This window comes from Halodesulfovibrio sp., assembly GCF_025210605.1.
In the GTDB taxonomy this organism is placed as follows: domain Bacteria; phylum Desulfobacterota; class Desulfovibrionia; order Desulfovibrionales; family Desulfovibrionaceae; genus Halodesulfovibrio.
The window spans coordinates 80,104-106,667 of sequence record NZ_JAOARI010000031.1 but is presented as its reverse complement, the minus strand read 5'-3'; the positions used below and the strand labels follow the sequence as shown (position 1 = coordinate 106,667).

General features: G+C 46.1%; 22 protein-coding genes. 12 read left to right on the top strand and 10 right to left on the bottom strand.

Going from position 1 to position 26,564, the window contains the following annotated elements; all coding sequences use genetic code 11:
• Positions 1-15: 15 nt before the first annotated feature.
• Genes fliN through fliQ form a run of 4 tightly spaced genes read left to right on the top strand, consistent with a single transcriptional unit; the run spans position 16 to position 2,003 of the window.
• A complete protein-coding gene (fliN, locus tag N4A56_RS11955; RefSeq protein WP_293671049.1) occupies positions 16-564 on the top strand; it encodes a flagellar motor switch protein FliN in 549 nt (182 codons plus the stop codon).
• Positions 557-991, top strand: coding sequence for a flagellar biosynthetic protein FliO (fliO, locus tag N4A56_RS11950; RefSeq protein WP_295547585.1), 435 nt, complete (start codon positions 557-559; stop codon positions 989-991). Before fliN ends, fliO begins: the two co-directional genes overlap by 8 nt.
• Positions 992-998: 7 nt before the next feature.
• Complete coding sequence (fliP, locus tag N4A56_RS11945) at positions 999-1,721, top strand: flagellar type III secretion system pore protein FliP (protein ID WP_293671050.1); 723 nt, start codon at positions 999-1,001, stop codon at positions 1,719-1,721.
• A gap of 12 nt (positions 1,722-1,733) precedes the next feature.
• Complete coding sequence (fliQ, locus tag N4A56_RS11940; protein ID WP_293671037.1) at positions 1,734-2,003, top strand: flagellar biosynthesis protein FliQ; 270 nt, start codon at positions 1,734-1,736, stop codon at positions 2,001-2,003.
• A gap of 181 nt (positions 2,004-2,184) precedes the next feature.
• Here fliQ and N4A56_RS11935 read toward each other — a convergent pair whose 3' ends face one another.
• Positions 2,185-3,444, bottom strand: a complete 1,260-nt coding sequence (locus N4A56_RS11935; protein WP_295547581.1) for an RsmB/NOP family class I SAM-dependent RNA methyltransferase — start codon at positions 3,442-3,444, stop codon at positions 2,185-2,187.
• 317 nt (positions 3,445-3,761) lie between these two features.
• Between N4A56_RS11935 and N4A56_RS11930 the strand changes: the two genes are divergently transcribed.
• Positions 3,762-5,435 (top strand): VCBS repeat-containing protein, encoded by a 1,674-nt coding sequence (locus N4A56_RS11930; protein ID WP_293671039.1) that lies wholly within the window; start codon positions 3,762-3,764, stop codon positions 5,433-5,435.
• A gap of 735 nt (positions 5,436-6,170) precedes the next feature.
• Here N4A56_RS11930 and N4A56_RS11925 read toward each other — a convergent pair.
• The 3 genes from N4A56_RS11925 to N4A56_RS11915 all read right to left on the bottom strand — a co-directional run bounded on the left by N4A56_RS11925 (position 6,171) and on the right by N4A56_RS11915 (position 8,482).
• On the bottom strand, positions 6,171-6,530 hold the full coding sequence (locus N4A56_RS11925; protein ID WP_293671040.1) for an STAS/SEC14 domain-containing protein: 360 nt from the start codon (positions 6,528-6,530) through the stop codon (positions 6,171-6,173).
• Positions 6,531-6,537: 7 nt separating this feature from the next.
• Complete coding sequence (locus N4A56_RS11920; RefSeq protein WP_295547579.1) at positions 6,538-7,173, bottom strand: tetratricopeptide repeat protein; 636 nt, start codon at positions 7,171-7,173, stop codon at positions 6,538-6,540.
• Positions 7,174-7,414: 241 nt separating this feature from the next.
• Positions 7,415-8,482, bottom strand: a complete 1,068-nt coding sequence (locus N4A56_RS11915) for an aminopeptidase P family protein (protein WP_295547577.1) — start codon at positions 8,480-8,482, stop codon at positions 7,415-7,417.
• Between the two features lie 196 nt (positions 8,483-8,678).
• Here N4A56_RS11915 and N4A56_RS11910 point away from each other — a divergent pair, with 196 nt between their 5' ends.
• Entirely contained in the window at positions 8,679-9,452 is a 774-nt protein-coding gene (locus N4A56_RS11910) for an exodeoxyribonuclease III (protein ID WP_295547575.1), read from the top strand.
• A 28-nt stretch (positions 9,453-9,480) separates the two neighbouring features.
• On the opposite strand, the gene N4A56_RS11905 is transcribed toward N4A56_RS11910, so the two are convergent.
• Positions 9,481-10,848, bottom strand: coding sequence for a deoxyribodipyrimidine photo-lyase (locus N4A56_RS11905; protein WP_295547572.1), 1,368 nt, complete (start codon positions 10,846-10,848; stop codon positions 9,481-9,483).
• Between the two features lie 303 nt (positions 10,849-11,151).
• On the opposite strand from N4A56_RS11905, the gene N4A56_RS11900 reads away from it, so the two are divergent.
• Positions 11,152-12,738: a peptide chain release factor 3 gene (locus N4A56_RS11900; protein WP_295547569.1), complete on the top strand. Its 1,587-nt coding sequence runs from the start codon at positions 11,152-11,154 to the stop codon at positions 12,736-12,738.
• Between the two features lie 126 nt (positions 12,739-12,864).
• Here N4A56_RS11900 and N4A56_RS11895 read toward each other — a convergent pair whose 3' ends face one another.
• Entirely contained in the window at positions 12,865-13,257 is a 393-nt protein-coding gene (locus tag N4A56_RS11895; protein ID WP_293671046.1) for a MucR family transcriptional regulator, read from the bottom strand.
• A 610-nt stretch (positions 13,258-13,867) separates the two neighbouring features.
• On the opposite strand from N4A56_RS11895, the gene N4A56_RS11890 reads away from it, so the two are divergent.
• Together N4A56_RS11890 and N4A56_RS11885 are read left to right on the top strand one after the other, a co-directional pair.
• Entirely contained in the window at positions 13,868-15,514 is a 1,647-nt protein-coding gene (locus N4A56_RS11890; RefSeq protein ID WP_295547566.1) for a hydantoinase/oxoprolinase family protein, read from the top strand.
• Between the two features lie 31 nt (positions 15,515-15,545).
• Positions 15,546-15,878 (top strand): hypothetical protein, encoded by a 333-nt coding sequence (locus tag N4A56_RS11885; protein ID WP_293671048.1) that lies wholly within the window; start codon positions 15,546-15,548, stop codon positions 15,876-15,878.
• 442 nt (positions 15,879-16,320) lie between these two features.
• On the opposite strand, the gene hisF is transcribed toward N4A56_RS11885, so the two are convergent.
• Positions 16,321-17,100: an imidazole glycerol phosphate synthase subunit HisF gene (gene hisF, locus N4A56_RS11880; RefSeq protein ID WP_295547563.1), complete on the bottom strand. Its 780-nt coding sequence runs from the start codon at positions 17,098-17,100 to the stop codon at positions 16,321-16,323.
• Positions 17,090-17,731: an imidazole glycerol phosphate synthase subunit HisH gene (gene hisH / locus N4A56_RS11875; protein WP_295547561.1), complete on the bottom strand. Its 642-nt coding sequence runs from the start codon at positions 17,729-17,731 to the stop codon at positions 17,090-17,092. Before hisH ends, hisF begins: the two co-directional genes overlap by 11 nt.
• Positions 17,732-18,124: 393 nt before the next feature.
• On the opposite strand from hisH, the gene carB reads away from it, so the two are divergent.
• From carB to N4A56_RS11860, 3 genes are read left to right on the top strand one after another with little or no spacing between them, the layout of a single operon-like run.
• A complete protein-coding gene (gene carB, locus N4A56_RS11870; RefSeq protein ID WP_295547559.1) occupies positions 18,125-21,361 on the top strand; it encodes a carbamoyl-phosphate synthase large subunit in 3,237 nt (1,078 codons plus the stop codon).
• A 28-nt stretch (positions 21,362-21,389) separates the two neighbouring features.
• On the top strand, positions 21,390-22,775 hold the full coding sequence (gene purF / locus N4A56_RS11865; protein ID WP_295547556.1) for an amidophosphoribosyltransferase: 1,386 nt from the start codon (positions 21,390-21,392) through the stop codon (positions 22,773-22,775).
• Between the two features lie 28 nt (positions 22,776-22,803).
• Positions 22,804-23,802, top strand: coding sequence for a KpsF/GutQ family sugar-phosphate isomerase (locus N4A56_RS11860; protein ID WP_295547554.1), 999 nt, complete (start codon positions 22,804-22,806; stop codon positions 23,800-23,802).
• Positions 23,803-24,109: 307 nt separating this feature from the next.
• Here N4A56_RS11860 and N4A56_RS11855 read toward each other — a convergent pair whose 3' ends face one another.
• Both N4A56_RS11855 and N4A56_RS11850 read right to left on the bottom strand, forming a co-directional pair.
• On the bottom strand, positions 24,110-24,577 hold the full coding sequence (locus N4A56_RS11855) for a YbhB/YbcL family Raf kinase inhibitor-like protein (protein ID WP_295547552.1): 468 nt from the start codon (positions 24,575-24,577) through the stop codon (positions 24,110-24,112).
• A gap of 1 nt (position 24,578) precedes the next feature.
• A complete protein-coding gene (locus tag N4A56_RS11850) occupies positions 24,579-26,525 on the bottom strand; it encodes a molybdopterin biosynthesis protein (RefSeq protein WP_295547550.1) in 1,947 nt (648 codons plus the stop codon).
• Positions 26,526-26,564: the final 39 nt, after the last annotated feature.

The window sequence follows — 26,564 nt, the reverse complement described above, 5'->3', positions numbered from 1 at the left end:
CAGATAAGGAAGTTTATTATGTCTGACGATGTAAACCAGGATTTACTGGCTGAACAGTGGGCTGCTGCTCTTGAAGATCAAGATGATGACCCTATGACCGATATTTCTGACCTTGGTGGCGGTTCATCCCAAAACATGAGCCAAAACGAAGCTCTTGCTGAAGAGTGGGCTGCTGCCCTCGCTTCTGAAGAACAAGAAGAAATTAAGAAAGAAAAAGAACAGAGCGCGCTCTCCAACAAAGCGCACGAAGCAGAGTTCAAGGATTTGACAGAGGATGCAAAAGCCATCCGTCCAGAATCCGGCAAGCACGAACTCGACTTCATTCTCGATATTCCACTTGATGTTTCCGCAGAGCTTGGTCGTACCCGTCTGCTTATCAACGAACTGCTCCAGCTTGGTCAGGGTTCTGTTGTAGAGCTGAACAAGCTTGCAGGTGAACCACTTGAAATATTTGTTAATGGCAAGCTTGTTGCGCGCGGCGAGGCTGTTGTTATTAACGAAAAATTCGGTGTACGCTTAACAGACATCATCAGCCCTATCGAGCGAGTGAAGCAACTTGCATAACATTTTTGTGACAGTAGCTCATGCGGCAGCTGATTCCACCGTTGATATCGTCAATGGAACGTCACCTGCCGTCCCTGAAGTTATTGGCTGGAGTAGCTATATTCAGGCAATCGGTATTCTGCTTATACTTTTAGGCGGACTTTACGGACTGCTCTGGTTTGTCAAGAAAATCGGCATGAATAAAGGCTTTAGAGGCAAAAAAGGGGACAAAATCACCCTTTCTGTGGAAGAACGCTTCCATATTGCGCCGAAAAAGCAACTTGTCGTGGTACACTTCTTGAATAAAAGGCTGTTACTGGGGGTTACAGACCACCAGATCAACCTTTTATCTGAAACGGAAGCGGAAGATGACTCTAGCGACTCCTCTGACACAGAAGAATTTACGAAAATTATGGGACAGTTCCACAGCAAGGATTCTGACTCTTAGTGCTTTAATGCTGCTGGTTCCCGCTGTAGCTTTTGCTGCGCGGGACCTTGCAGTACCATCCCTTTCTCTCGCGTTGGGCGCAGGACAATCAGAACCGGAAAACGTCTCCGTTCTGCTGGAAATCCTGTTCCTGCTCACCATTTTGTCGCTGGCACCAGCTATCATGCTCACAGTGACAAGCTTTACCCGCATCATTATTGTGTTCTCGTTCCTGCGACAAGCGTTAGGAACCCAGCAGCTGCCACCATCACAGGTTCTGGCAAGTCTTGCTATCTTTATGACGTTTGTCATCATGCGCCCTGTAGGTGTGCAGATTAACGATAACGCATTACAACCATACCTCAACGAACAAATAGGCTTTACAGAAGCTCTGGACGTGGCACAACAGCCGCTAAGAGAGTTTATGTTCAAGCATACACGCGAAAAAGATTTGTCGCTGTTTTACACTATCAGCAAGATGGAACGCCCAAAAACTAAAAAAGAAGTTCCAACGTTAATGCTGGCAGCTGCCTATGTTATCAGCGAACTTAAAACCGGCTTTACCATCGGCTTCCTCATTTACATTCCATTCCTGATTATCGATATGGTTGTTTCCAGTATCCTGCTGGCCATGGGTATGATGATGTTACCGCCAATGATGGTTTCCATGCCGTTTAAACTGCTTCTTTTCGTTCTGGTAGACGGTTGGAGCCTGCTCACCGGATCACTTGTTAACAGCTTCCTATTGTAAGGATAACACACTATGACTCCCGAATTTGTAATCGGCTATGCCCGTAAAGCCATTGAGCTCACTCTCATGATCTCTTTGCCTATGCTCCTCGTAGGTCTTGTTGTAGGTCTTGTTGTCTCCATCATTCAGGCGGCAACACAGGTGCAGGAACAAACCCTTACCTTTGTTCCGAAAATTATAGCCATGTTTGTGGCGCTGCTCATTGCATTCCCATGGATTATGGAAAAAATGACGACATTCACGAGGGAAGTGTTCATAAACATTCCCAATTATATTCGATAACAAAAAATCCCCTCTGGCAGCCTTTGACTACCGGAGGGGATTTTTCACTATCAAGTACAATGCGGTACGTTTCAAAAATCAAATCTAAAGAGGTCACGCCCTGTTATCATCTTGTCTTTTCAACATCCGCAATGCTGTCTCGTTTCTTAGCTGGATAAAGCAGAAGCAGAACAGTTAAAAATTATTTTTCACTCCAAAGAACTCGATTCCCTTTCACTTTTAAGCGTCCAAGACGTAGCCCTTTGAAGTACAAGCCTGTCTCTTTACCTTTTGCTTTCACCTGCATGGACTGACCGGTAAGCAGTCGTTCAATCGGCTCTGTTTCTTCAAGGTTGATGCCGTTGCCTTCCTGATACTCCGGCATAAGCGCACGCAATCTCGGCGACGGGCGCACTTCTCCACGAGCCATTTTGCCTATAGGGAATCCTCTCCACCGGAATGTTTCAGGGAAGTTATCCAAGGCATACTGCGGAAGGAACAACGCATTTTCGCGGACATGCGCAAGCTCACCATCAGGCAATAAAGCTGCGTCTACTCCCGGCATGCTCAAGGCTTTTCGCGGCATAATGTCTGCTTTAAGACCAGCTTCAAACTCCTCTGGAGCTTCCGCATCTTCAGGTTTAGTAAAAGCAGCAATATAAAAACCCTGTGCGCCGGATTTTTCAGGATCAACACGCAGCGTACCTTCACATCCGTCAAGATACGGTGCTTCAAACGTAAAACCTTCCGGTGGTGTCACAGGTTCAAGCTGGAAGCCTACCTCATCTACTGCAAACCGCACCTGCTCCTCGTTTTCCTGCACATTCGTTGTACATGTGGAGAAAACGACTTTGCCACCAGGAGCCAGCAAGCGAAATGCTTCTTGCAGCAACTTGCGCTGAATGCCGATAAGCGGCTTAACCTTATCGCCTTGCCACAATTTTAGAACATTCGGGTTACGCTCTACTGTTCCCCATCCACTACATGGAGGATCGAGCTGGATTTTTTTCCAACCGCCGGAAGGTAAAGGCAAACTTTCACCGGGGTATGAGCAGGTAGCTGTATGCAGCAGGTTCATTGTGAAAAGATTCTGCCGCAATGTAGCAAGACGGTTTCTGCTTGGTTCATTCCCCATAACAAAACCATCAGCACCTACGAGCTGCGCCAAAAAGCCTGTCTTACTGCCAGGACTTGCGCACATATCAAGTACAGCATCTCCAGCATCAGGATTCAACACAACAGGCGGCAGCATGGACGATCTGTCCTGAATATAGATGAGCCCGAAAAAGGCAGCGAGGCTGGAACCGAGTGGTTTCGGCTCATGCGTTATTCTTCGGGACCATTCAGAAAACGGCTCCGGCTCAAAATCGTACCCTTGAGCACGTAAAAGTTCTTCAACGAGTGGGCGCTCTTCAGGGGTGCAGACAAGCCTGAAAGAACGGGATGAGGTTGTTACTGTCACAAAGTCTCCTGCTCGATCCATTTTATATTAAAATTATGCTTGCCGCTGTACCTTATGGTTGCTTCATCGATCAAGTGATATTATGGAAGGGATGCTAACGAAGCAAAATGAGATTTTTTTTGAAACGTGATTTTTCAAAAATTGCCACAAAAAAAGTTAAATACAGGCATTGTAGCATATTTACGTGCGCCAACCTGCCTTTGAGAAGGCGTTGGTAAGCACGCTGTATGGTAACTACAGTTCGACCTTTTCAAGTAACCTTGCGACTATTCTGGGTAAATACGCTGCCCAGTACGTACTTTTTTTAAGGAGATTATATGCAATCTGTTATACGCACTGTAATTTTGACAGTGCTGATGCTGATGTTAAGCATGTCTGTAGCGTTTGCAGAAGGGGCAAAGACGTTTGGGGTTGTTCCGTTTACCGTCAATGGACCGAAAACATTCAAGTACTTAGAGCGTGCTATTCCGCAAATGCTCAGTTCTCGTTTGTTCTGGAAGGAACATTTTGTTCCTGTTGACGCTGCTGCTCTCGAAGGCATTGCTGCACCTGCCAGCAACGCAGAGGCAAAAAAAGCTCTGGAAACCTCCGGTGCAGATTACCTCATTTACGGTAGCGTAAACATGATCGGCGATCAGACATCATTGGATGTTCGTGTCGCTGATAAAAACGGTAAAATCTGGCCTCGTTCTGCTTCCAGCTCCTTGAATGATATGATTCCGACCCTGCAAAACATTGCAGGTGCTATTAACACTGAAGTTTTTGACCGCCCTGACGCACGCGCACAAGCTGTTGCTGAAACTAAAGAGCGCGTCAACCAGATGAACCCTGCAATTACTGTTAACCAGACTTCTGCAAATCAGGAAGTTTTTCTGAACCCGCAGTTCCGCTATGCAGGGAACAACGATTCTAACAGCCGTCTTCGTTCCAACTCTTTGCGTTTTGCAGCGCACAGCATGATTGTTGCTGACATTACTGGTAACAAGAAAAACGAAGTAGTTCTTATCGATAAACATACCGTTCGTGTTTACAACTTTAAAAAGAACGCTCTTGATCCTATCACACAAGTTAAGCCAATGCGCCGCTACGACTTACTTACAGTTCGCGCTATTGACTTAGACCGTGATAAGAAAAAAGAGCTTGTTGTAAGCGGCATGGACAAAGATCAAGGCTCCATTACCTTCTTCTACACAATGAAAGACGGTAAGCTTGTTGAATTTGCACCGCACATTAAAATGCTTGCAAACGTCGTAGCACTGCCACCTACATACCTGCCTGTTCTCATCGGACAAAAGACCCGCAAAGGTGGAGATGTATTCACATCCGGCGTACACGAACTTGCGTTCATTAACGGTGAAGTAACCACCAGCCGCCGAATCGCGCTTCCTAAGAAGACAAACCTGTTCAACTTTGCATGGGTACCTGACGAAGAGGACGGCGATAAAATTATTGTTCTTCTTCCAGATAGTGAAAAAATTGCTGTATACAATTCCAGCTTTGACCGCATTGTTTCTTCCGCAGCAGCGTACTCCGGTAGCACCATCAGTATTGAAAATGATGACACCATGCCGGGACTCGGTAAGGACAAACTTCTTATCCCTGCTAAGTACTTCATTCCAATGCCGTTTGTAGTCAAAGACCTTGACCACAATGGTAAATATGAAGTGTTGGTTAACAAACCTATTTCCATTGCGGCTCAGTTCTTTGATCGCTACCGCTTCTTCCCACAGGGTGAAATTCACTCCTTGCAGTGGGATGGCGTAGGTCTTGGACTTCAGTGGAAAACACGCCGTATTAAAGGCGGTGTAATGGGATATCAGGTTGCAGACCTTGATAACGACGGCATCATGGATTTGGTTGTGGGTATCAATACCCATCCGGGTGTGAGTGGTTTTGAAGCACGTAAAACTATGGTGCTTGGCTACCCGCTTGACCTCGAAATGAATAATCCAAACACACCGGCATCCAAAGATTACGCTGAAGAAAAGTAGTAGTCACAGGCACGTAGTAAAAACACAGCAGGACAGGAACGTCATTTAGACTCACTCAGTCCTCTGGTTTGGCACTCACCGCGCCTATACATATCTGCATTAAAGCCCCCGTTGTTTATACAACGGGGGCTTACTTTTTCCATCGTCATACAGCCTTGTAATTGTACGCGCTTAGCTATCAAGCACCGCTATGTATGCACACGCCTCACCTGACTTCCCCGCATATCAACCAGTATGCATCTTGCACATCAATCCCTAGGTCTAATCCTCTCCCTCTTGTTAATGTGACAGCACTACACGAAATACCCCAACAGTTTCTCAATGCGACCTTAAGTGAATTCAACTTAACGTAAGACACCTTCAGTTAACTCAAGTTAATGACATAAAGCTAAACCCATCTTTTCCAGCATATTATAGTAGTTTTGCACAGATGTTCGTAACTTGTTCGTATTTTTGTTACTAAAACCAATTCCACAATCAACTCTCTTGAAAAAAAAGATGCAAGAAAGCAACCTGTTAACGTAACAGTATTACTCTTGCATCCCGATAGTTTTGCACACCATGTCAATATCTTGTTCGCAAAATTGTGCAAAACTTTTTGTAACGTTTCAAAAGTAGGTCTGGCTTAGTGTAAGCAAAAAAACTATCGCCGACCAAAGAACCCTTATTGCACTATAGTATTGCAAAAAGTTCTCTGGTCGGCGAAGACGGAAAAAGCCATACGTACCGTGACGGTTATGAGTTGAGCCAAGTTTTGGCTTCGTCGTATTCTTTTTCCGCAAAGAGCGTAATTTTGAACGGCATGATAGGAAGAATGAAGCGCATGGCTTTATGAATCCATTCAATATCTGACACTATGGCGACTTTATCCCAAGAGAGTAAGTGCCGGAAGCCGAACATTGCATCTGTTGCCATAGCACCGACAGAGTAGGTGGAGCCTTCGGTGAAATGAATAAAGCACTTTACCTTTTTATGGGTTTCCAAAATTTCTTTTACGCGGGGTATAAGCACTTCTTCATAATCTTTGTGAGTCACCTCGCCTTCTGATTCTATTGCAACCGTTGCGTCATCGAATCCTTCTAAAAGCTTAAGCATATATTCCTCACTTGTGTACAGATGAGTTTGGAAGTGAAATTGCGTTTTGAGGCACTATCGGTTCCCATGATGCCGCCATTGCATCTGCCTCAATAATTTCTTCTTTTGACATGTGCTCGGATAACAATTCTGCATTGCGTTTTGCCTTGCTGCTTCCACTGGAGGCTGCAAGCCTGAACCATTTTAATGCTTCAATATGGTTTTTCTGCACACCTTCACCGTTACCGTACATAACGCCTAAATTAGTCTGCGCGGCTGCGTGTCCTTGGTTGGCAGCTTTTGTGTACCACTGGGCAGCAATTCCAAGGTCTTTTTCTACCCCGAAACCTGCTTCATATGCTGCGCCAACACCAAATTGCGCATTAGGGTGCTGGTTTTCTGCTGCACGTAGTAACCAGTAAATAGTTTTTTCTTTATTCTTTTCTACACCTTGTCCCAAATGGTACAACACTGCTAAGTTAAATTGTGACTGTGGATCACCTTCGTCTGCCATAGAACTAATGCATTGAAACGCCTCATCATACTGAGCAGAGAAATAGTATTTATCACATTCTTGCTGCGTGTATTTTTTGGCTGAAGCAGTCGATACGCAAATCAGACATAAACACAAAAACAATGCACTAAAACGGAGTACCTTTATCATATCATGCCCTCCCGTGACCATGATCGAGAATCTGTTTTAACTATGGGCAATTGTAACATCCACACAACAGCTGCACGTTGATAAGCTGATTAGGGAGAGGATATACGGAAGGATTATCTGGAGTCTCAGGATTACAAAAAAGCCTGCGGTATTAAACAATACCGCAGGCTTAGAAAGTCTAGAAAACCAGAGGGGCTTTCTAACGAATACACTTGCTCTGCAACGATTCGCTATTCTATCCCTACATACGAATTACGCCATTTTCTGTGACCAGAACCATATGTTCCCAGCGCACGCCGCCCCACTCTGGGTAGTATAGTCCGGGTTCGGCAGTAACCACCATTCCCGGCTGTAGGATGGCATCAGAGCGCATGTTCACGGAAGGAGCCTCATGCGTTTCCAGCCCAATTCCGTGCCCTAACGAATGAGTAAAGGCTTCTTCTACACCGGCATCAGCAAATACTTTGGAAGCGATAGCATGAGCCTCTTTTACCGGCATTCCCGGTTCCATAGACGCTATAGCTGTATCCTGCGCGGTGCGGACAAGTTCCATAGTTCGCTGAAATTCGTCTGAAGGGTGAGAGCCAACCCAGAAGGTACGGGTCTGATCTGAGCAATAATCGTTCAGGCGGCAACCTACATCAATAAGAATAGGGCATTCGTCCGTGATGACCGTGTCATCGGGAATAGCATGTGGCAGTGCAGCATTAGGACCGACAGCAACAATAGAGGCAAAAGCAAGCTCGCTAGCACCATGCTCGCGGAAAAACTTTTCAATATCCCACGCTACGGCTTTTTCTGTACGTCCCGGTCTGCAAACAGATGGAACCCATTGCATGAGCTTATGGTTTAATGCACACGCTTCTTTAAGACAGGCAATTTCGTGTTCATCCTTGATGATGCGTAATTTTTCTACAAGTCCGTCGCCTTCTACACATTGCAAGCCACCAGCAAGAACCTTCAAAAAGGCATATGGAATGGTATTAGCTTCAAAACCGATGGTTGAGTATCCCAACTGCTTGATGTGTTCATTAATAGATGCCGACGCACTGCCCTTATATATATAGATATGAGAGTCGTCCCATAACCGCTTTGCAGCATCTTGGTAGCGAGGGTCTGTAAACAACCAGTCTTTTCCATCTTTGGTGATGAACAGGTATCCTGCATACTCATTTTTTTGCCCGTCATGCAGCTCAAAACCAGACAGATAAAAACGGTTTGCTTCATGGCTGATAAACAGTGCTTCTATGCCCTTCTCATCCATGAGAGCGCGTAATTTGTCTCGCCTTGCTTTGTATATTTGAATCATAGCGTATTTGTCTCCTTTAAAGAGAGAACGGAAGTTAACTAATAGCGTGATCGACTCTTATGTACTGTAACGCCCCAACATATCCCTGCTCTTTATATCAAGCAATTACATTAATCAGGAATAATTCCTGATTGACGACAAAATCTCACTAGGCTACGGTCTGCACAGTAAATTTTAGCAGTTTGGGGAAGTAGAAATGAAATTGACATCTTGGAATGTTAACGGCTTTAGAGCTGTTCGAAAAAAGCCAGAGTGGCAGTGGTTTGAAGAAAACGGTGCTGATGTTGTCGGTGTGCAGGAAACAAAAGCGATGCCGGAGCAGATTGCCGAAGAAGATAGACACCCTGAAGGTATTTACAGCTACTGGCTTGGAGCCAGTGTAAAAAAAGGCTACTCCGGTACGGCGGTATTTTCTAAAATAAAGCCTCTCAGTGTCTCCTATGAGCTTCCTGATCCTAAATACCAAGGGGAAGGACGTGTTATTCACCTTGAATTTGATGCATTCCATTACTTCAACATCTATTTCCCTAATGGGCAGGCGGGCGATGACCGCCTTGAATACAAGCTCGGTTTCTACGATGCATTCTTAGATCATGCAGAAGAGTTGCGGAAAACAAAACCGATTGTTGTGTGTGGTGATTTTAATACCGCCCACAAACCGGTAGACCTTGCACGCCCGAAACCGAATGAAGGCACTTCCGGATTTTTACCGATTGAACGGGCATGGCTGGATAAATTTGTAGACGCTGGCTACGTGGATACATTCCGATACGTTAACCCGAATACCAAAGACAAATACTCGTGGTGGTCATACCGTTTTAACGCACGTAAGAATAATACTGGCTGGCGTATCGACTATTTCTTTGTTTCTGAAGAATTAAAAGATGCTGTTAAAGATGCATGGATTGAAGATACGCAGTTTGGTTCCGACCACTGCCCAGTATGGCTTGAACTCGATATAGAGTCATAGCATTCTGAGCAGCAGGCGTGCCCAGATATTACTTTTGATGTTTTCGAGCCAGAAAGTGCATTTTGTCGATATACGCAGCAACATCAAACTTTCGCTTGGCTCCATTATAGTTCATATACCGGATAGTGCCGAAGACAGGGCGTTCACGCCACGCTCTGTCGTGCACACCGCCTATTGACCATGCGACTCCTGTATATCCGTTGGAATCAACACCATCCAGCGAATAAGTGTCATTAAGGTATATGGCAATCTGCATGGCTTCTTCGGGCGATGCTGTCCACTCCAGAATTTTTTTTGCCCAGTACATACGCATGTATCCGTGCATCTTTCCGAGCAATAGCAATTCCTGCTGCGCTGCATTCCACAGTGGGTCGTGAGTTTCTGCATTCGTAAATTCAGCAAGAGAATAGATATATTCCCGCTGATCGGAACGATGTTTTTCTAATGTTCGCAATGCCCATTCAGGGAACCCTTGTGTAGAATCATAATTTGGGTTGAACAGGCAGAAGTTGTCTGCAAGTTCTCTACGAACAACAAGCTCTTCCAAAAATGTTTCTTTTGCTTCAGAAGGAATTTGTGGATGCTGCAACGTTTTCAGTACAATACGCTGTGCAGAGAGCATCCCGAAATGCAGATACGGCGAAAGATTCGACAAGGCATCCTCATTAGGATTATTTCTCTGAAGATACTGGTAAACTTTTCGTTTCAAGAACACATCCAGAACGCTATGTGCGGCTTTTTCCCCTGCGGCAAAACTGGAAACTGCTGACGGGCTGCCTACATGCTCTGCTGGAGCCAGTAGCGGCTCTGTAAAGGTGTCTCCTTTCCATACAACCTCAGGGCTAGAAAGCTTAGGGAAAGATGTAAGGAACTGATCCAGTAACCTGTGAATTTTAGGACGGATTGTACGTGCGGCGTATTCTTGTTTACCAGATACATACCGTGCAGGAACGACGTTACGTCCATCCACTTCAGCTATGGCACATTGTGTCTGACTAGCAATCGCATGCAGCCAGCGCTGCTGTGGTTTCAATGCAGAATGGTCTGTAATAAGAATGGAAGGCTCGAATCGATTAACCACTTCAGCTAATTCTTCAGGTGTCACCGCATTAGAATTAACAAATGGAATTCCGAGGTCTTCCAGCGTAGCTTGTGTTTCTTGAATACCGTCATACAAAAAACGCTTCTGTCTGTATGAGGCGTTGGGTGTTGAGCCATAAAGAGAAAAAAGTACAATCAACGGCAAATTCTGATTGTTCGCCTGTTCCAGAGCATAAAGGAGTGCCCAGTTGTCCTGTGCCCTATGCTCGCAACGCATCCAATACACAACGGACTGGGCTGTGGTTGATTCGGTACTATTTCGGTTCAGAAAGATTCGTTCATTTTGTATCTGCATGTAGTATAATACTCCCTCTGCTTGGTATCCTAAGTACATTACCAGAAGATGAAAACTGTGAAAATACGCTGACTCTACCCTGCCAAAGCAAAAAGCAAACAGAAAAGAAGAAAAAACAGTGTGCCTGAGGCATCTGTTCCTCCTTGACCAAAGTAGTGTCTTTATGGAATAGGCAGTCATCAACAGCGTTGGATATACATTTCTACGCTGACAATATCAGCTTATATACAGCGCGGGTTACCGCGCTGTTTTTTGCGAGATCGCACCGTTTTTACAGACAAAACGGAATACAGAGGAATAACAATGAGTAAAGCTTTAGCACGCGAAGTTGATAAGCGCCGTACCTTCGGCATCATCAGTCACCCGGATGCCGGTAAAACCACCCTTACAGAAAAATTGCTGCTGTACGGTGGTGCTATTCAGATGGCGGGTTCAGTAAAATCCCGTAAAGCGGCACGCCACGCTACTTCTGACTGGATGGCGATGGAACAGGAACGCGGTATTTCTGTTACCTCCTCTGTTATGAAGTTTGAATACAAAGGGCACGAAGTTAACCTGCTAGACACACCGGGTCACCAGGATTTCTCTGAAGACACCTACCGTGTTTTAACAGCGGTAGACTCTGGCTTGCTGGTTATCGACTCCGCAAAGGGCGTAGAAGCACAGACATTGAAACTGATGGATGTATGTCGCCTGCGTAACACCCCTATCGTGACCTTTATCAACAAGCTCGACCGTGACGGTCTTGATCCTCTCGACGTCATGGCTGATATCGAAGAGCATTTAAAGATAGAATGTGTACCGCTCACATGGCCAATCGGCATGGGACAAGATTTTAAAGGTACATGGAATATCTACAAAAACGAACTACACTTGTTCAGCGCTGTACACGAAGGTAAAACTCAGGAAGGTCTTGTTTTTAATGACGTAAACGACCCGCGCCTCGAAGAATACCTTGGTGAATATGCAGCACAACTGCGCGATGAGCTGGAACTGCTGGAAGGTGCAGGTAACCCATTTGACAAAGAGCGTTACCTCAGTGGTGAGCAGACTCCGGTATTTTTCGGTTCTGCTATTAACAACTTTGGTGTGCAGGAAATGCTGGATGCCTTTGTTGATCTGGCACCAGCGCCAAAAAGCCGCCCGACTACAACTCGTGAAGTTTCACCATACGAAACTGATTTCTCCGGTGTTGTCTTTAAGATTCAGGCAAACATGGATAAAAACCACCGTGACCGCATCGCATTTATGCGTATTTGTTCCGGTAAGTTTACCCGTGGCATGAAGGTAAAGCATCATCGTCAGGGCAAAGATTTTACCATTGCGAATGCAACCATCTTTATGGCGCAGGATAGAACAGGCGTTGATGAAGCATTTGCAGGTGATATCATCGGTATCCACAACCACGGTACAATCAAAATCGGCGACACCTTCACAACAAAGGAAGAGCTGAAATTCGTTGGTATCCCAAGCTTCTCGCCGGAACATTTCCGCCGTGTACAGTTAAAAGACCCAATGAAACGCAAACAGTTGCAGAAAGGTCTTGAGCAGTTGGCAGAAGAGGGCGCGGTACAGCTGTTCCGCCCTATCTCCAACAGTGACTACATTCTTGGTGCTGTTGGTGTGTTGCAGTTTGATGTAATTGTACACCGCCTGAAAGAAGAATACAGCGTAAACGCGTTGTATGAGCCATGCATGATTACAACCGCACGCTGGATTAGCAGTGATGACGAGAAAGTTCTCGCTGATTTCAAAGATTACTACAGCAGTGATCTTGCAATTGATGCTGAAGGCTGCCTTGCCTACCTTGCGCCGAATCCATGGAAACTGGAATCTGCTCAGGAGCGCTACCCGAAAGTAACGTTCAGCACTACCCGCGAAATCCGCTAGAAAATACATGATACAAATAAAAAACCCGCATTGGAATTACTCCAACGCGGGTTTTTTTGTCAGGTAAATGCAGCGTTGCATTACGCTTGATCGCACAAGCGACTGTGCTACGCTTTCAGCTACTTGCTACGCTTTCTTTTTGCGTTTTTCCCACAGGCGCATATCTTTCATTTTTTTTCTGCGCTCACGTTGCAAAGATTTACAAACAAGCGGCATACCTTTTTTGTAGCCGTATTTTTCGCGGTAATCTTGCATAGACAGGTCATGAGAAAGCAAGTGCTTGCGGGTAAGTATTTTGAAAGACTTACCACATTCAAGGCAGGTGATGGACTTTTCTTTAATAGCTTTTCCAGGCTCCATTATCGGTTCTTGCTCGATTTCTTCCTGAGCGCCTTCGGCAATTTGTTTAATGCCAAAAGCCAACTTTTGCATCATAGAGCCGATTTCATCTTCAGTCATAGTGCGAACACTAGCCTGTGCTTTAACAATATCCAAAGCCTGCTTCAGATATTCTTCCATATTTCCTCCTTCCTTTACGCCACATAATTTATTGCAACATATTCCACACGCATTAATGATCTGCGAGTACGATAGTACGACTGTTCAGACCTTAATACTGGCTTCTTAAATTCTTAGCTGAAGCTACGTAGTAAAATATAACATTTCCATTATATTGTGTTGGAATATTATTTTTCTTATAAAAAAATACTTTTTCATATCGTTAAAATCACATTGCAATCTAATAGTGTACGTTGCGTGTATTCTTGTCGAAAAAAATTTCTTTAACACACGTTTTGTATAGTCATAAATAATACGCACAGATTGTCGGAAGCGTATTTTTCCCCCGCATCTTTTTTATTCAAATTGATTAGATTTTGATACGAATCCCCCTGTATGTTGTAAAAAATGTATCAATCCGAAATAGAGTCAGATTAAGTCTCTTTACGCTTAAATACAGTCTTGAGCAAAGGTTCCGTATTAGAATCTATTAGAATCGCATTATAATTTATATCTTTATTCTTTCAGTACAGTACTACTATCCCTCAAATCCGTATGTAATGTGTGCTGTTGCCAAACCACCTCATCGGGCTGTAGGCTGTGCGCTCATTCATGGACGGGAGTAGAAGGAATGGTAAAAGAGAAGCGGTATTGTATTGGCATAGATACCGGCGGAACATATACGGATGCAGTTATTGTGGATAAAACCTCTGGTTCAGTTGTAGCAACTGCCAAAAGTCCCACAACACATTATGACATTCAAAAGGGCATTCAATCTGTGGTTGAACAGGTACTTAGCGTATCTGGAATTAATCCTGATGATATCGGCAAAACATGCGTTTCTACCACGTTAGCGACGAATGCGTTGGTGGAAAACAAAGGTGCAGATGTAGCCCTTTTTGTTATCGGCTTTAACCAACGGCTCGAAGTGCCAGCAGTGGCAGCACGGTTTGTTCCCGGCGGGCACACCATCAAAGGTGAAGAAGTAGAACCGTTGGGCATCAACTATATAGTAGATGGTGTGAACGAGCTTAAAAACGATGTTGAAGCATGGGCAGTATGCAGTTCAATGGCGTTCATAAATCCAGTACATGAGTTGGTCGCAGCTAAAGCTGTTAAGCTGGTGAGCGACGCCCCCGTATTTTGTTCACACGAGGCAAGTTCCCGAGCTGGTATGAAAGAGCGCGCATCAACCGCCTGCCTCAACGCCCAACTACTGCCAGTCATGCAAAAATTTCTTTCCGGTATCAGCAGTGCGCTTACAGCATGTGGAATTACAGGCGAAGTTCTCGTAGTTCGTGGTGATGCAACCGCAATGCAGATGCAGGAAGCTCTCACACATGCAGCGTCTACAATTGCCAGCGGTCCTGCGGCAACAGCATTGTTCGGTGCAAAGGCAACAAATACAACAGATGCCCTTATCTTAGATGTAGGCGGCACAACTACTGACATAACCCTAATCAAAGATGGGAAACCAGTCGTAGACACCGCAGGCATGTCCATAGGAAAATGGGAAACACATGTTGAAGCAGTAGAAATGTTTACTGTGGGCATCGGTGGTGACAGCCTCGTGCAACTCACCAGCGGCAAGCCAATGCAAGTGGGTCCTGCACGCGTCACGCCTATCTGTATGGCGCGGGCTGTCCCCGCACCAGAGACTTGGATAGGGCAAGACAAGCTATCACGTTGTATCGCAATAGCGCCTGACGTATCGCAAGAACGCATTGAAAAATCGACTATCCTGACGTGTCTGACTAAACACGGCTCCATGACGCCACATGCTCTACTCAAACATTTGAGCATGGCAGAAATCACCTTTGAGCAGGAATTGAAAAAGCTTCTGCACAAGCAGGATGTCATCGAAATTGGATTCACGCCTACGGATGCGCTGCATGTTCTAAACAAGCTTGAAATCGGTGACCGTGACATGGCGCTCAGTGCTGCAAACATTCTTGCAACGATAGAAGGCTGTACTGTTGAAGAGCTTGCAGAGCGCGTTGTAAGACAGGCAGAAAGGGTAATCGAAGAAACAGTATTGCGGCATCTTTCTAAACGCGAGATTGGCGGCAATCTTGCCGGATATCTTGCAAACCGCGAAGAAAACCAATTATTGCAAATTACAGTATCGCTCAATGTGCCAATGATCGGAATAGGGGCTGCTGCACCATTCTTGCTCACAAACGTAGCCAAGCGGTTAAATACAACCATAACATTCCCCGATCACTTTGCGGTAGGCAATGCCCTAGGTTCAGTGTTTATGGCAGAAACAACCTGTTAATATTTGCAATATGCTACGAGAGGAATATCTAATGGAATACAAAGAACAAAGTTTTGAGGCTGTAATCGAAGTTGGTAGCGAATGCGAAGATTGCACAATCGTCCACGGCTGGCTGTACGATGGCACAAAATGGGTACTGCACGCATGGGGTGAAACCGATGAAGCAGTATACGATCTTACCGAAACTCGTGACCCGCAGCACCGTGAAGAATATTACAAACAGCACGGAGTAACAGAAGAACGCCTGCGTCGCTATACCCGCATCGAATTCTTTACCCTTCTGGGTGACACAAAGCATTTCGGTCCTTACGACAAAGAACTGTTCTTTGCCACAACATCTGATGTTGACCCGCTGAGCAAATAATTTTTCAAGATGCTCTGCCTCCGGCGGCTCTCCGAGGGACTGTTGTCTCCGACGGCTGGGCTGAAACTTTTGCAAAGTTTCCCCCAGACCCCCTTCAAAACTTTTTATTATGCAAGGATATCCCGTTGGATATGTCTTTGCACGGCTTAGCGTAACTTGATTCAAACAAAAAGGCTGTCCTATCTATGTAGGACAGCCTTTTTTAATTGTTATTATTGAAGAATATTGCAGCAAAAGACGTAGGCACAAGCCAACTTGAATAGCGAAGGGTAGTGCCGCTTAAGCCGCGAGAGAGCAAAAGAAACGTGCTGATCTCGCAGGTAAAAGTCTTTGGAGATTTTTAAGAACCTTTCTTCGAGAAAGGTTCTTAAAGCTCGCGGCAGCGCCGTCGGGGACAAAACCCTACGGCAGAGCCGTCATTCCAAAAGTAAATGACTAGCGACTACCAGCTCATGCGCATTTTAGCGCCCATGGCGCTCATTTGCCGTTTGAGTTCAGGGATTGTGTATTCTCCGTAATGAACAATAGAGGCAATAAGAGCTGCTGTTGCTTTCCCTTTTGTCACTGCGTCATACATGTGCTGCGGATTACCTGCACCACCTGAGGCGATGATCGGAATTTTCACAGACTCTGCAATTGTGCGGGTAAGGTTCAGCTCATAGCCGTCTTTTGTACCGTCTGCATCGATGGAGTTCACACAGATTTCACCTGCACCGAGCGCTTCAGCGGTTTTTGCCCACTCGATCGCATCCATATTCATATGTTTTCTGCCACCATGAATAACGATTTCATAGCCGGAAGGAATGTCGGCAGTTATTGGAACCTGTTTGACATCCATCCCCAGTACGATTGCCTGATTTCCGAAACGGGCAGCTCCCTCACTGATGATATCGGGATTTTTCACTGCACCTGAGTTAACGGAAACTTTTTCAGCACCTGCGTTCAAGGCATCGCGCATATCCTGCACAGAGTTGATACCGCCACCTACGGAAAATGGGATGAAGATAGTTGAGGCTACTTTTTCTACAACATCAAGAAAGATACCACGTCCTTCATGCGACGCTGTAATATCGTAAAAAACGATCTCGTCAGCACCTTCTTCATAGTATTTTTTTGCAGTCTCTACTGGATCGCCAATATCAACATTACCTTTGAACTTGATGCCCTTTGTCAATCTTCCATCGCGTACATCAAGGCACGGAATAATACGTTTACTTAGCATTAGCGGCCTCCTCGCAATAGTTGTAGAAGTTCTTCATCAGGCGCAATCCTGCACGACCACTTTTTTCCGGATGGAACTGAACAGCCCATAAGCCGGAACCACCATGAATAGAACAAAATTCGTAACCGTACTGTGTTGTTGCAATCACATAGTCTGGATGCGGCTCAGGGAAGTATGAATGTACGAAGTAAAACTCGTCTTCATCGCTGATGCCTTTAAGCAGTTCGCAAGGTTTATGCTGAATTACCTTGTTCCATCCCATATGCGGAACACGAATCGGCTCACCGTTCATGTCCTTCCACTCATCATTAAACAGATTACACTGTCCGGGAATAATACCAAGGGTTTTGGTATTACCTTCCTGACTGTAATCCAACATGATTTGACAACCTACACAGATACCGAGCAGCGGTTTTCCCTGTTCAATTGCAGTGCGCAATACAGATTCAAGACCGGAAGCTAAAAGTTCTTCCATTGCTTGACCGGCAGCGCCGACACCGGGGAAAATAATTCCGTGAGCCGCCAACACTTCATCTGGGTTTGCTGTAATTTTATTTGGGATACCAAGATGGTCAAGCGCACGCTTAACACTTGTCTGGTTCCCCGCTTTGTACTCAAGAATCGCGAGCATGTGAGCGGCCTCCTTATGTAATCTAATGGTGTTCTGCTGCTGTATAATCGCACGATACAGCAGTAGTTTACAATGATTCAGCTTGTGGGAGTACCAGTCAGATACGAGAAGAGCAAGTATTTAGGACACAGCTTGCATTACGCAGCACGGCAGGATATATTTTTCAAACAGCAAAATTTTAATTTGCTTTTCAAACTCCGTTAGCGTAAGACACGGAGATTTCTGGCGAGGGCACGAGGTTCAATCCGCTCCTTGTCTTACAGGTTGACGGTAATCTCGGATTCTTACGTCATTAATCTTGCGGGGAATTCTTTCCCGCTATTTTTGTGCCCGACAGTATTTTCTGTCTTCACCGAGAAGGTGCAACCTTTACAACCAGAGATTTTTGCCACCATGCCGAAAAGGACAGATTTAAAGCGCATTATGGTTATTGGCTCCGGACCGATTGTTATCGGTCAGGCTTGTGAGTTTGACTACTCCGGAACTCAGGCTGTTAAAGCCTTGAAAGAAGAAGGGTACGAAGTTGTGTTGGTTAACTCCAACCCGGCTACGATTATGACAGACCCTGAGCTTGCAGACCGGACGTATATTGAGCCAATTGAACCTGCGACGGTTGCGGAGATTATCCGAAAAGAGCGACCTTGTGCTCTACTGCCGACACTTGGCGGTCAAACTGGTCTGAACACTGCGCTTGCAGTTGCAGAATCCGGTGTACTTGAAGAGTGTGGTGTTGAGCTTATCGGAGCAACCAAATCAGTTATTGAAAAAGCTGAAAGTCGTGAGTTGTTCCGCGAAGCAATGGCAAACATCGGCCTTAGTGTTCCGGGTTCTGATATTGCCCGCAGCATGGACGATGTACGCCGCATCGGCGAAGAAATGAGCTTCCCGATCATTATCCGTCCTGCATTTACCATGGGCGGTAAAGGCGGCGGTATTGCCTACAACATGGAAGACCTTGAAACTATCGCTTCACAGGGTCTTGCAGCATCTATTCAATCAGAACTCCTTCTTGAACAATCCATCATCGGTTGGAAAGAATATGAAATGGAAGTTATGCGCGATAAGGCGGATAACTGCGTTATCATTTGCTCCATTGAAAACTTCGACCCGATGGGCGTTCATACCGGTGACTCCATTACCGTAGCTCCGGCACAGACCCTTACTGACGTTGAATACCAAAAAATGCGTGACGCCTCTATCGCCATCATGCGTGAAATTGGTGTTGAAACTGGCGGTTCCAACGTACAGTTCGGTGTAAACCCTAAAAACGGCGACCTCGTGGTTATTGAAATGAACCCGCGTGTGTCCCGTTCTTCTGCCCTTGCTTCCAAAGCAACAGGCTTCCCTATCGCGAAAATTGCAGCAAAACTTGCTGTGGGATATACTCTCGACGAAATCCCGAACGATATTACCCGCGAGACAATGGCATCGTTTGAGCCGACCATTGACTACTGTGTAACCAAACTTCCTCGCTTTACTTTTGAAAAATTCCCTGGTGCACAGGACGAACTGAACACCGCAATGAAGAGTGTCGGCGAAGCTATGTCCATTGGACGTACCTTCAAAGAGTCCTTCCAGAAAGGCATGCGCTCTCTTGAAGTAGGTGTTGCCGGTTTCGGTAGCAACTACCGCAGCAAGCTTCCTGAACTTGAAGATATTATGGGGCTGCTGCGAACACCGAACTCTAAGCGTGTATTCGCCCTGCGCCATGCATTCCTCCTTGGAATGACCATTGAGGAACTGCACGAGATTACGCACATTGACCCTTGGTTCCTCCATCAGCTGAAAGATATCATCTCAATGGAAGAAGAGATTAAAGACTTTGGTCTTGCAAACTCTCTTGCTCCAGAAAACGAAGAGCTTCATGCACTCATGAAGCGCGCCAAAGAATACGGCTTCTCTGACCGTCAGCTTGCTGAAATGTGGAAGCAGCCAGAAACTGCAATCCGCCAGTTACGCAAAGAACTCGGACTTGAGGCAGTATACTACCTTGTAGATACCTGTGCTTCCGAATTTGAAGCCTACACCCCGTACTACTACTCCACCTATGAAACAGGTCATGAGATTGAAGTTGCGGACAAGAAGAAAGTAATTATTCTTGGCGGCGGTCCTAACCGAATCGGTCAGGGCATTGAATTTGACTACTGCTGCTGTCACGCATCGTTTGCACTGCGCGACATGGACGTACAGTCCATTATGGTTAACTCCAACCCTGAAACAGTTTCTACTGACTACGATACATCCGACCGCCTCTACTTTGAGCCGCTCACTTTTGAAGATGTAATGAACATCGTAGAGCTGGAAAAACCGGACGGAGTAATCATTCAGTTCGGCGGACAGACTCCGCTTAACCTTGCTGTGCCGTTATTGCGCGCTGGTGTACCTATTCTTGGAACACATCCTGACTCCATTGACCGCGCAGAAGACCGCGAGCGTTTTCAGGCTCTCATTCATAAGCTTGATCTTATGCAGCCAGCAAACGCAACGGTTATGTCTTTTGAAGAAGCACGCAAGGCAGCTACAACTATCACATACCCGCTTGTTGTTCGCCCTTCCTACGTTCTTGGCGGACGCGCTATGGAAATCGTATTTGATGAAGAACAGCTTGCTACATACTTTGATAAATATGTTCCTAGCAATCTTGAGCATCCTATTCTTCTGGACAAATTCCTTGAGAATGCCACAGAAGTTGACGTAGACGCCATCAGCGACGGTGAAGAAGTGTACGTTGCAGGCATTATGGAGCATATTGAAGAAGCCGGTATCCACTCAGGCGACTCCGCATGTGTTCTTCCTCCGCATACTTTACCAGCCGAAATCGTCGGTGAAATCAGAAGACAGACAATCGAACTCGCCAAAGAGTTGCGCGTTATCGGTCTTATGAACATTCAGTTTGCAGTTAAAGACAGACAAATCTTTATTCTGGAAGTTAACCCGCGTGCATCACGTACAGCACCGTTTGTATCCAAAGCAACCGGAGTACCGTTGCCTCGCCTTGCAACACAGGTAATGCTCGGTGAAAAGCTGGCAGACCTCGACCCTTGGTCCATGCGCAAGCACGGATATGTTTCCGTTAAAGAATCTGTATTCCCATTCAACCGATTCCCTGGTGTAGATATCCTTCTCGGCCCTGAAATGCGCTCTACAGGCGAAGTAATGGGCATTGCAAATACAGTAGAAGAAGCATTTATGAAGGGACAGATCGCTTCCGGTCAGGTACTACCTCAGGAAGGCAAAGTCTTCATCTCAGTTAATGATCGTGACAAGCCATACATCCTTGATGTTGCCAAACGTTTTGTCGATCTCGGCTTCGAAGTTCTTGCAACCTCCGGTTCCGCTAAGCTATTCATAGAAAACGGAATTCCGGCAACCAGAGTTGCAAAAGTGTACGAAGGGCGCCCAAACATAGTTGACTTTATTAAGAATGGTGAAGTAGCTCTCCTCTTGAACACGGCTTCCGGCAAACGCACCGTGCAGGACTCCAAGTCCATCCGGCAGGAAGCATTGGTGTACGGAGTTCCTTACTCCACAACTGTTTCCGGAGCTCGTGCTATATCTATGGCTATAGCAGAACAGAGAAACTGCGAACTGACTGTTAAAAGTTTGCAAGAATACTACGCTGGAGAATAATTCTCCATAAAAGGCTGGAAGGGATGCCATGAAACGTGAATATTGTGGTGTGTTCGGGATCTATAATCACGAAGAGGCAGCCCGCCTTACTTACTTCGGTCTCTATGCTCAGCAGCATAGAGGACAGGAAAGTGCCGGAATTGTAACATGGGACGGCACAAAACTTCGTGAAGAGCGTGGCATGGGACTTGTTCCCGACGTGTTTAATGAGCAGCACCTTGGCAGAGAACTGAAGGGCGATATTGGAATGGGGCATATCCGGTACTCAACAACCGGTGGCTCTCGTTTACGAAATGCCCAGCCATTCATGGTTCAGTACAAAGACTTGCAGCTTGCCATTGCACACAACGGAAACCTCGTTAATACAATGGAACTGCGTGCTCAGCTTGAGGAAAGCGGCTCCATTTTTCAGACCACAATCGACAGCGAAGTCATTGTGCATCTGATTGTAAAACACCTGCGCACAAAACCGCTTGAAGAAGCAGTGCTTGCTGCGTGTAAAGAGGCACAGGGTTCTTACTCGCTTTTGCTTATGGCAAACAATAAACTTATTGCAGTACGAGACCCTCTTGGTATTCGCCCGTTGGTTCTCGGACGTCTCGGAGACTCTCATGTAATCGCCTCAGAGACATGTGCGTTCGATCTGCTGGAAGCAGACTTGATACGCAACATCAAGCCGGGAGAAATGCTCGTTTTAGATGGCAACTCTGTTGAATCCTATCAAATGGATGTGCAAGTAGAGAAAAGACGCCATTGCATTTTTGAGCTTATCTATTTCTCTCGTCCTGACTCACTTGTTTTTGGCGAAGATGTATATGCCTGTCGAAAGAAAATGGGGCACCAGCTTGCGCTGGAGTCACATGTAGATGCTGATTTTGTCATGCCGTTTCCCGATTCTGGAATCTACTGTGCTGTTGGCTACGCACAGCAGTCCGGACTACCGTACGAGCATGCAATGATTCGAAACCACTATGTTGGTAGAACATTCATTCAGCCATCACAGGATATGCGAGATTTTAGCACCCGTGTTAAAATCAATCCGGTTAAAAGCCTTATCAAAGATAAGCGTATTGTCATTGTGGACGACTCCGTTGTTCGCGGTACGACAATCCGCTCTCGAGTTAAAAAGCTGCGGGAGCTTGGTGCAAGGGAAATTCACTTCAGAGTAAGTTGCCCGCCTATCAAGTTTCCGTGTTACTACGGCATCAATTTCTCATCTAAGGGAGAATTGATTGCCGCCAATAATACCATAAAGGAGATCGAAAAATTCATCGGTCTGGACAGCCTTCACTATCTTTCCATCGAAGGGCTGCTCAAATCGGTTTCATCTCCTGATGATTACTGTCTTGCTTGCTTTAACGGGGATTATGCTATCCCTTGTCCAGGCGGCAATTGTGGGTCATGCAGCTGCTAGTTGCAGACTCACTGGAGCGTAATAAATAATGAATAAGTGTATCTGCACACCTGCTGGCGACTGGCTGGCAAAAGGACGCCAAGCACTCCAGATTGAAATTGAAGGTCTGGAAACTGTGAAAGCAAACCTTGGCGATTCCTTTGTACGTGCTGTCGAACTGCTTGCAGAATGCAAAGGTCGCGTTATCATAACCGGTCTTGGCAAGTCCGGTCTTGTCGGACGTAAGCTTGCAGCAACCCTGTCTTCCACAGGGACTGCGTCTTTTTATCTGCATCCTGTCGAAGGTGCCCATGGCGACCTTGGTATGATTCGAGAAGAAGACGTAGTGGTGTCTATTTCAAATTCCGGTGAAACTGACGAGTTAAACGCAGTTCTTCCGGCGATGCGCTCTCTGGGAGCGTCTGTTATCTCCTTAACCGGCGGTGTAACATCCACAATGGCGCGTCTTTCAGACATCGTCATCAATACCGGTGTGCCTAAAGAAGCCTGTCCGCTTGACCTTGCTCCCACAAGTTCAACAACTGCAACGCTTGCAATAGGAGATGCCCTCGCAGCATGCCTTATCGAAGCTAAAGCATTTACCGCGGCAGACTTTAAACGCTACCACCCCGGTGGTGCGCTTGGACAGCGTCTGACTATGCCGATAGATGCGCTTATTCTGCGTGAGTCTGACCCCGTTGTTGTTCAGAATACTCCGCTTTCCGAAGCCCTGCGCATTATGGATAAAGGACGTCTCGGAACTGTCGTCTTTACGGACGACAAAGGCTGCCTTACAGGAATACTCACCGACGGCGACCTGCGACGTCTTATTTGCAAAGGTGCATTAGATATGACGCAGCCTTCTTCGCAAATAATGGTCAAAGATCCTTACAGAGCTAAAAAAGGCTCATCCGTAGCGGAACTTCTCGACTTTATGGAAGAAAAGGCAATAACCGTCCTCCCAGTGGTAGAAGAAGACGGAACCCTATGCGGTATAGTGCATATGCACGACTTGCTCGGCAAAGGGCGCGTTAAATTCAGCAGATAGCTACGCTTCAAACCTACGATACTCAAAAGGGCGACATATAATGTCGCCCTTTTTTATTACTATGTCTCGTCCCTAAATAAATTCACATCTAAAAGACTTATTCTGCACAAAAACAAGAGCACAGGATAAAAACGCCGCTTAAGCCGCAAGAGAACAAAAGAAACGTGCTGATCTCGCAGATAAAAGTCTTTGGAGATTTTTAAGAACCTTTCTTCGAGAAAGGTTCTTAAAGCCCGCGGCAGCGCCTTCGGAGCCACCAGCCTCAGCGCGCCGTCGAAGCCCCCTCGAAATCCACCAGAACTAAAAACTATTCTTCAGACTCAGGTCGGGAATAAACAGCCCAGAAGTGTGCTTGGTCGAGAATATGACCTTCCATTGCTTTTAGCAGTGCTGCTTTGTTTGCGCCGGGTTTAATTCGCAATCGTGTATCAAGGGCATATAGTTTAAAATAGTATCGATGCTGCCCAGCTGGCGGACATGGTCCGTTATAAAATGCTTTATTCCAGCTATTCAGTCCGTGCCCTGCACCCCTGAATGGATCAAACTGCTTAGGGGTATTTTCTTCCAGTCCTGTTACGTCTGGACTGATATTAAACATAAGCCAGTGATCCCAAACGCCTGAAGGCGCATCGGGGTCATCGCAAATAAGAGCCAGAGTTTTAGTCCCTTCAGGAAGGTCAGACCATTGCAGCGGTGGTGAAATATCTTCACCATCACATGTATATTTAACCGGAATGTTCTCTGTCGGGGCAAACGCCGGACTAAAAAACTTCATGCTACTCTCCAAGACCGATTCCAGGTTTCATAATTTGTCCTGTTAACGATGTCTCATAACCGCCAAGAGCCTCAATACGTGCTTTAAATGTCGGCGACTGCAATAATTTCAGCACAGCCTGTACCTGCGGAGTTTCAAGATGAGCGGTCGGAATAATCAGATCATAGCGTTCGCGGGCAAGCGGTACAAAATCTAAATCAAGCGCCTTTGCGGCAGCGTAAATGCCAAGCCCAGTATCTGCTGCGCCTGTAAGCACATTAACAGCTACAGCCATGTGCGTAAATTCTTCCTTGTCATATCCGCTTACAGCTGAAGGTGTAATGCCAGCCTCTTTCAGATGGTGGTCAAACAAAATACGCGTTCCGGCTCCACGCTGTCTGTTAAGAAAACGAACAGTTCCATCAGCAATGTCAGTAATGGATGCAATATTCTGCGGATTGCCTTTAGGAACAATAAAGCCTTGATGTCTGATTGCCAGATTTATCAGCGTAACATCTGTGTCCGGTAAATATTTATCGATAAACGGGAAGTTGTAGTCACCTGTTTCCGGATCAAAGAGGTGCGCACCTGCCATATGGCATGAGCCATTCTTTACAGCCAGAATACCGCCCATTGACCCCACATGACTAGAGGCAAGGCGCAATGGAGTATCCAACCCCATTAACTCGTCAGCAAGAATATCGAGCGTGTTGTCATGACTACCGACAGTAACAAGCACTTCATCAAGACGCTTTTCTTCTACTAACAACTCGGTATGCACTGTTGCGTGTTGATCTGTGCCTTCTGATTGAGCAGGAATACGCCCCACTCCTTGCGCACGGGACATTGTTGTAATGCATCCGGCACCACGGGCAAGCGGGGTTGCAACGTATTTATCACCAACCTTGCCAATGGAAAGTCGCAAAAACTCTTCTACACCCAATTTAGAAGGCATCTTGCGGGTCAATTCTGCATCTACAGTCGGACGGGCAGGAACAGGTTTACGGCTGATCCATGAAATAAGCGGAGTCAGCAATTCTTCAAAGCAAATAACAGCACTGACAGGATATCCCGGAGCACCCGCAACAAGCTTATCTTTGCAGACACCAAGTAGGGATGGCTTCCCTGGCATTGCCGCCACGCCGTGCACAACAACTTCGCCAAGCTTGGCGATAGTTGCACGGGTAAAGTCTTTGGAACCGGCAGAAGAACCTGCGCAAATAATCACGACATGATACGGCTCGTTGAGTTTGGCTTCGACCGTTTTCTCCAGAAGTTCCGGTACGTCCGGCACGGGGGGAACACGATCTACAATACAATCCAAATTACGAGCCATTGCACCGAGAACCTGTGAATTGCTCTCAATCACTTGTCCCGGAGCTGGTTCAGGACGCTTTTCAAAATCAAGCACTTCATCACCGGTCGGGATAATGCAAACACGCACTTTTTCCCAAACGCGCACTTCCCAAATACCAGCGCTCAGCAGTGCCCCGATATCATATGGAGAAATTTGCTGGTTTTGCGGGAACAACAACTCGGTTGCTACAATATCTTCGCCGATGCGTCTTACATGCTGCCAAGGAAACGCCGGTGTTTCGATTTCAACGGTGTTCTCGTCAACGAAAACGACGTTTTCGATCATTATAACAGCATCACGATTTTCAGGCAGGGGGTTGCCTGTATTCACAGAATCGAAAGATTCCCCTTTTGTAAGGCGTAACGGAGAACCTTCGCGTGCAGTAAACGTTTCCTTTGCTGTTACAGCAATGCCGTCCATAGCTGCACTATGAAATGTCGGCGAGGAATATTCCGCAAACACAGCCTCGGACAAAACTCGTCCGGCAGCTTCATGTGTCGGTACAATTTCGCTACGTAGCAGTAAATCTCTATCGAGCACAGCCTGTGTTTTGGCTACGGCTTCAGTAAGCGGGATTGTTTTCAAATATACGTTTCGTTTCGGTGCAGTCATATGTCCCTCGCGCTATTTTTTGTGATCAACAGGCATAAT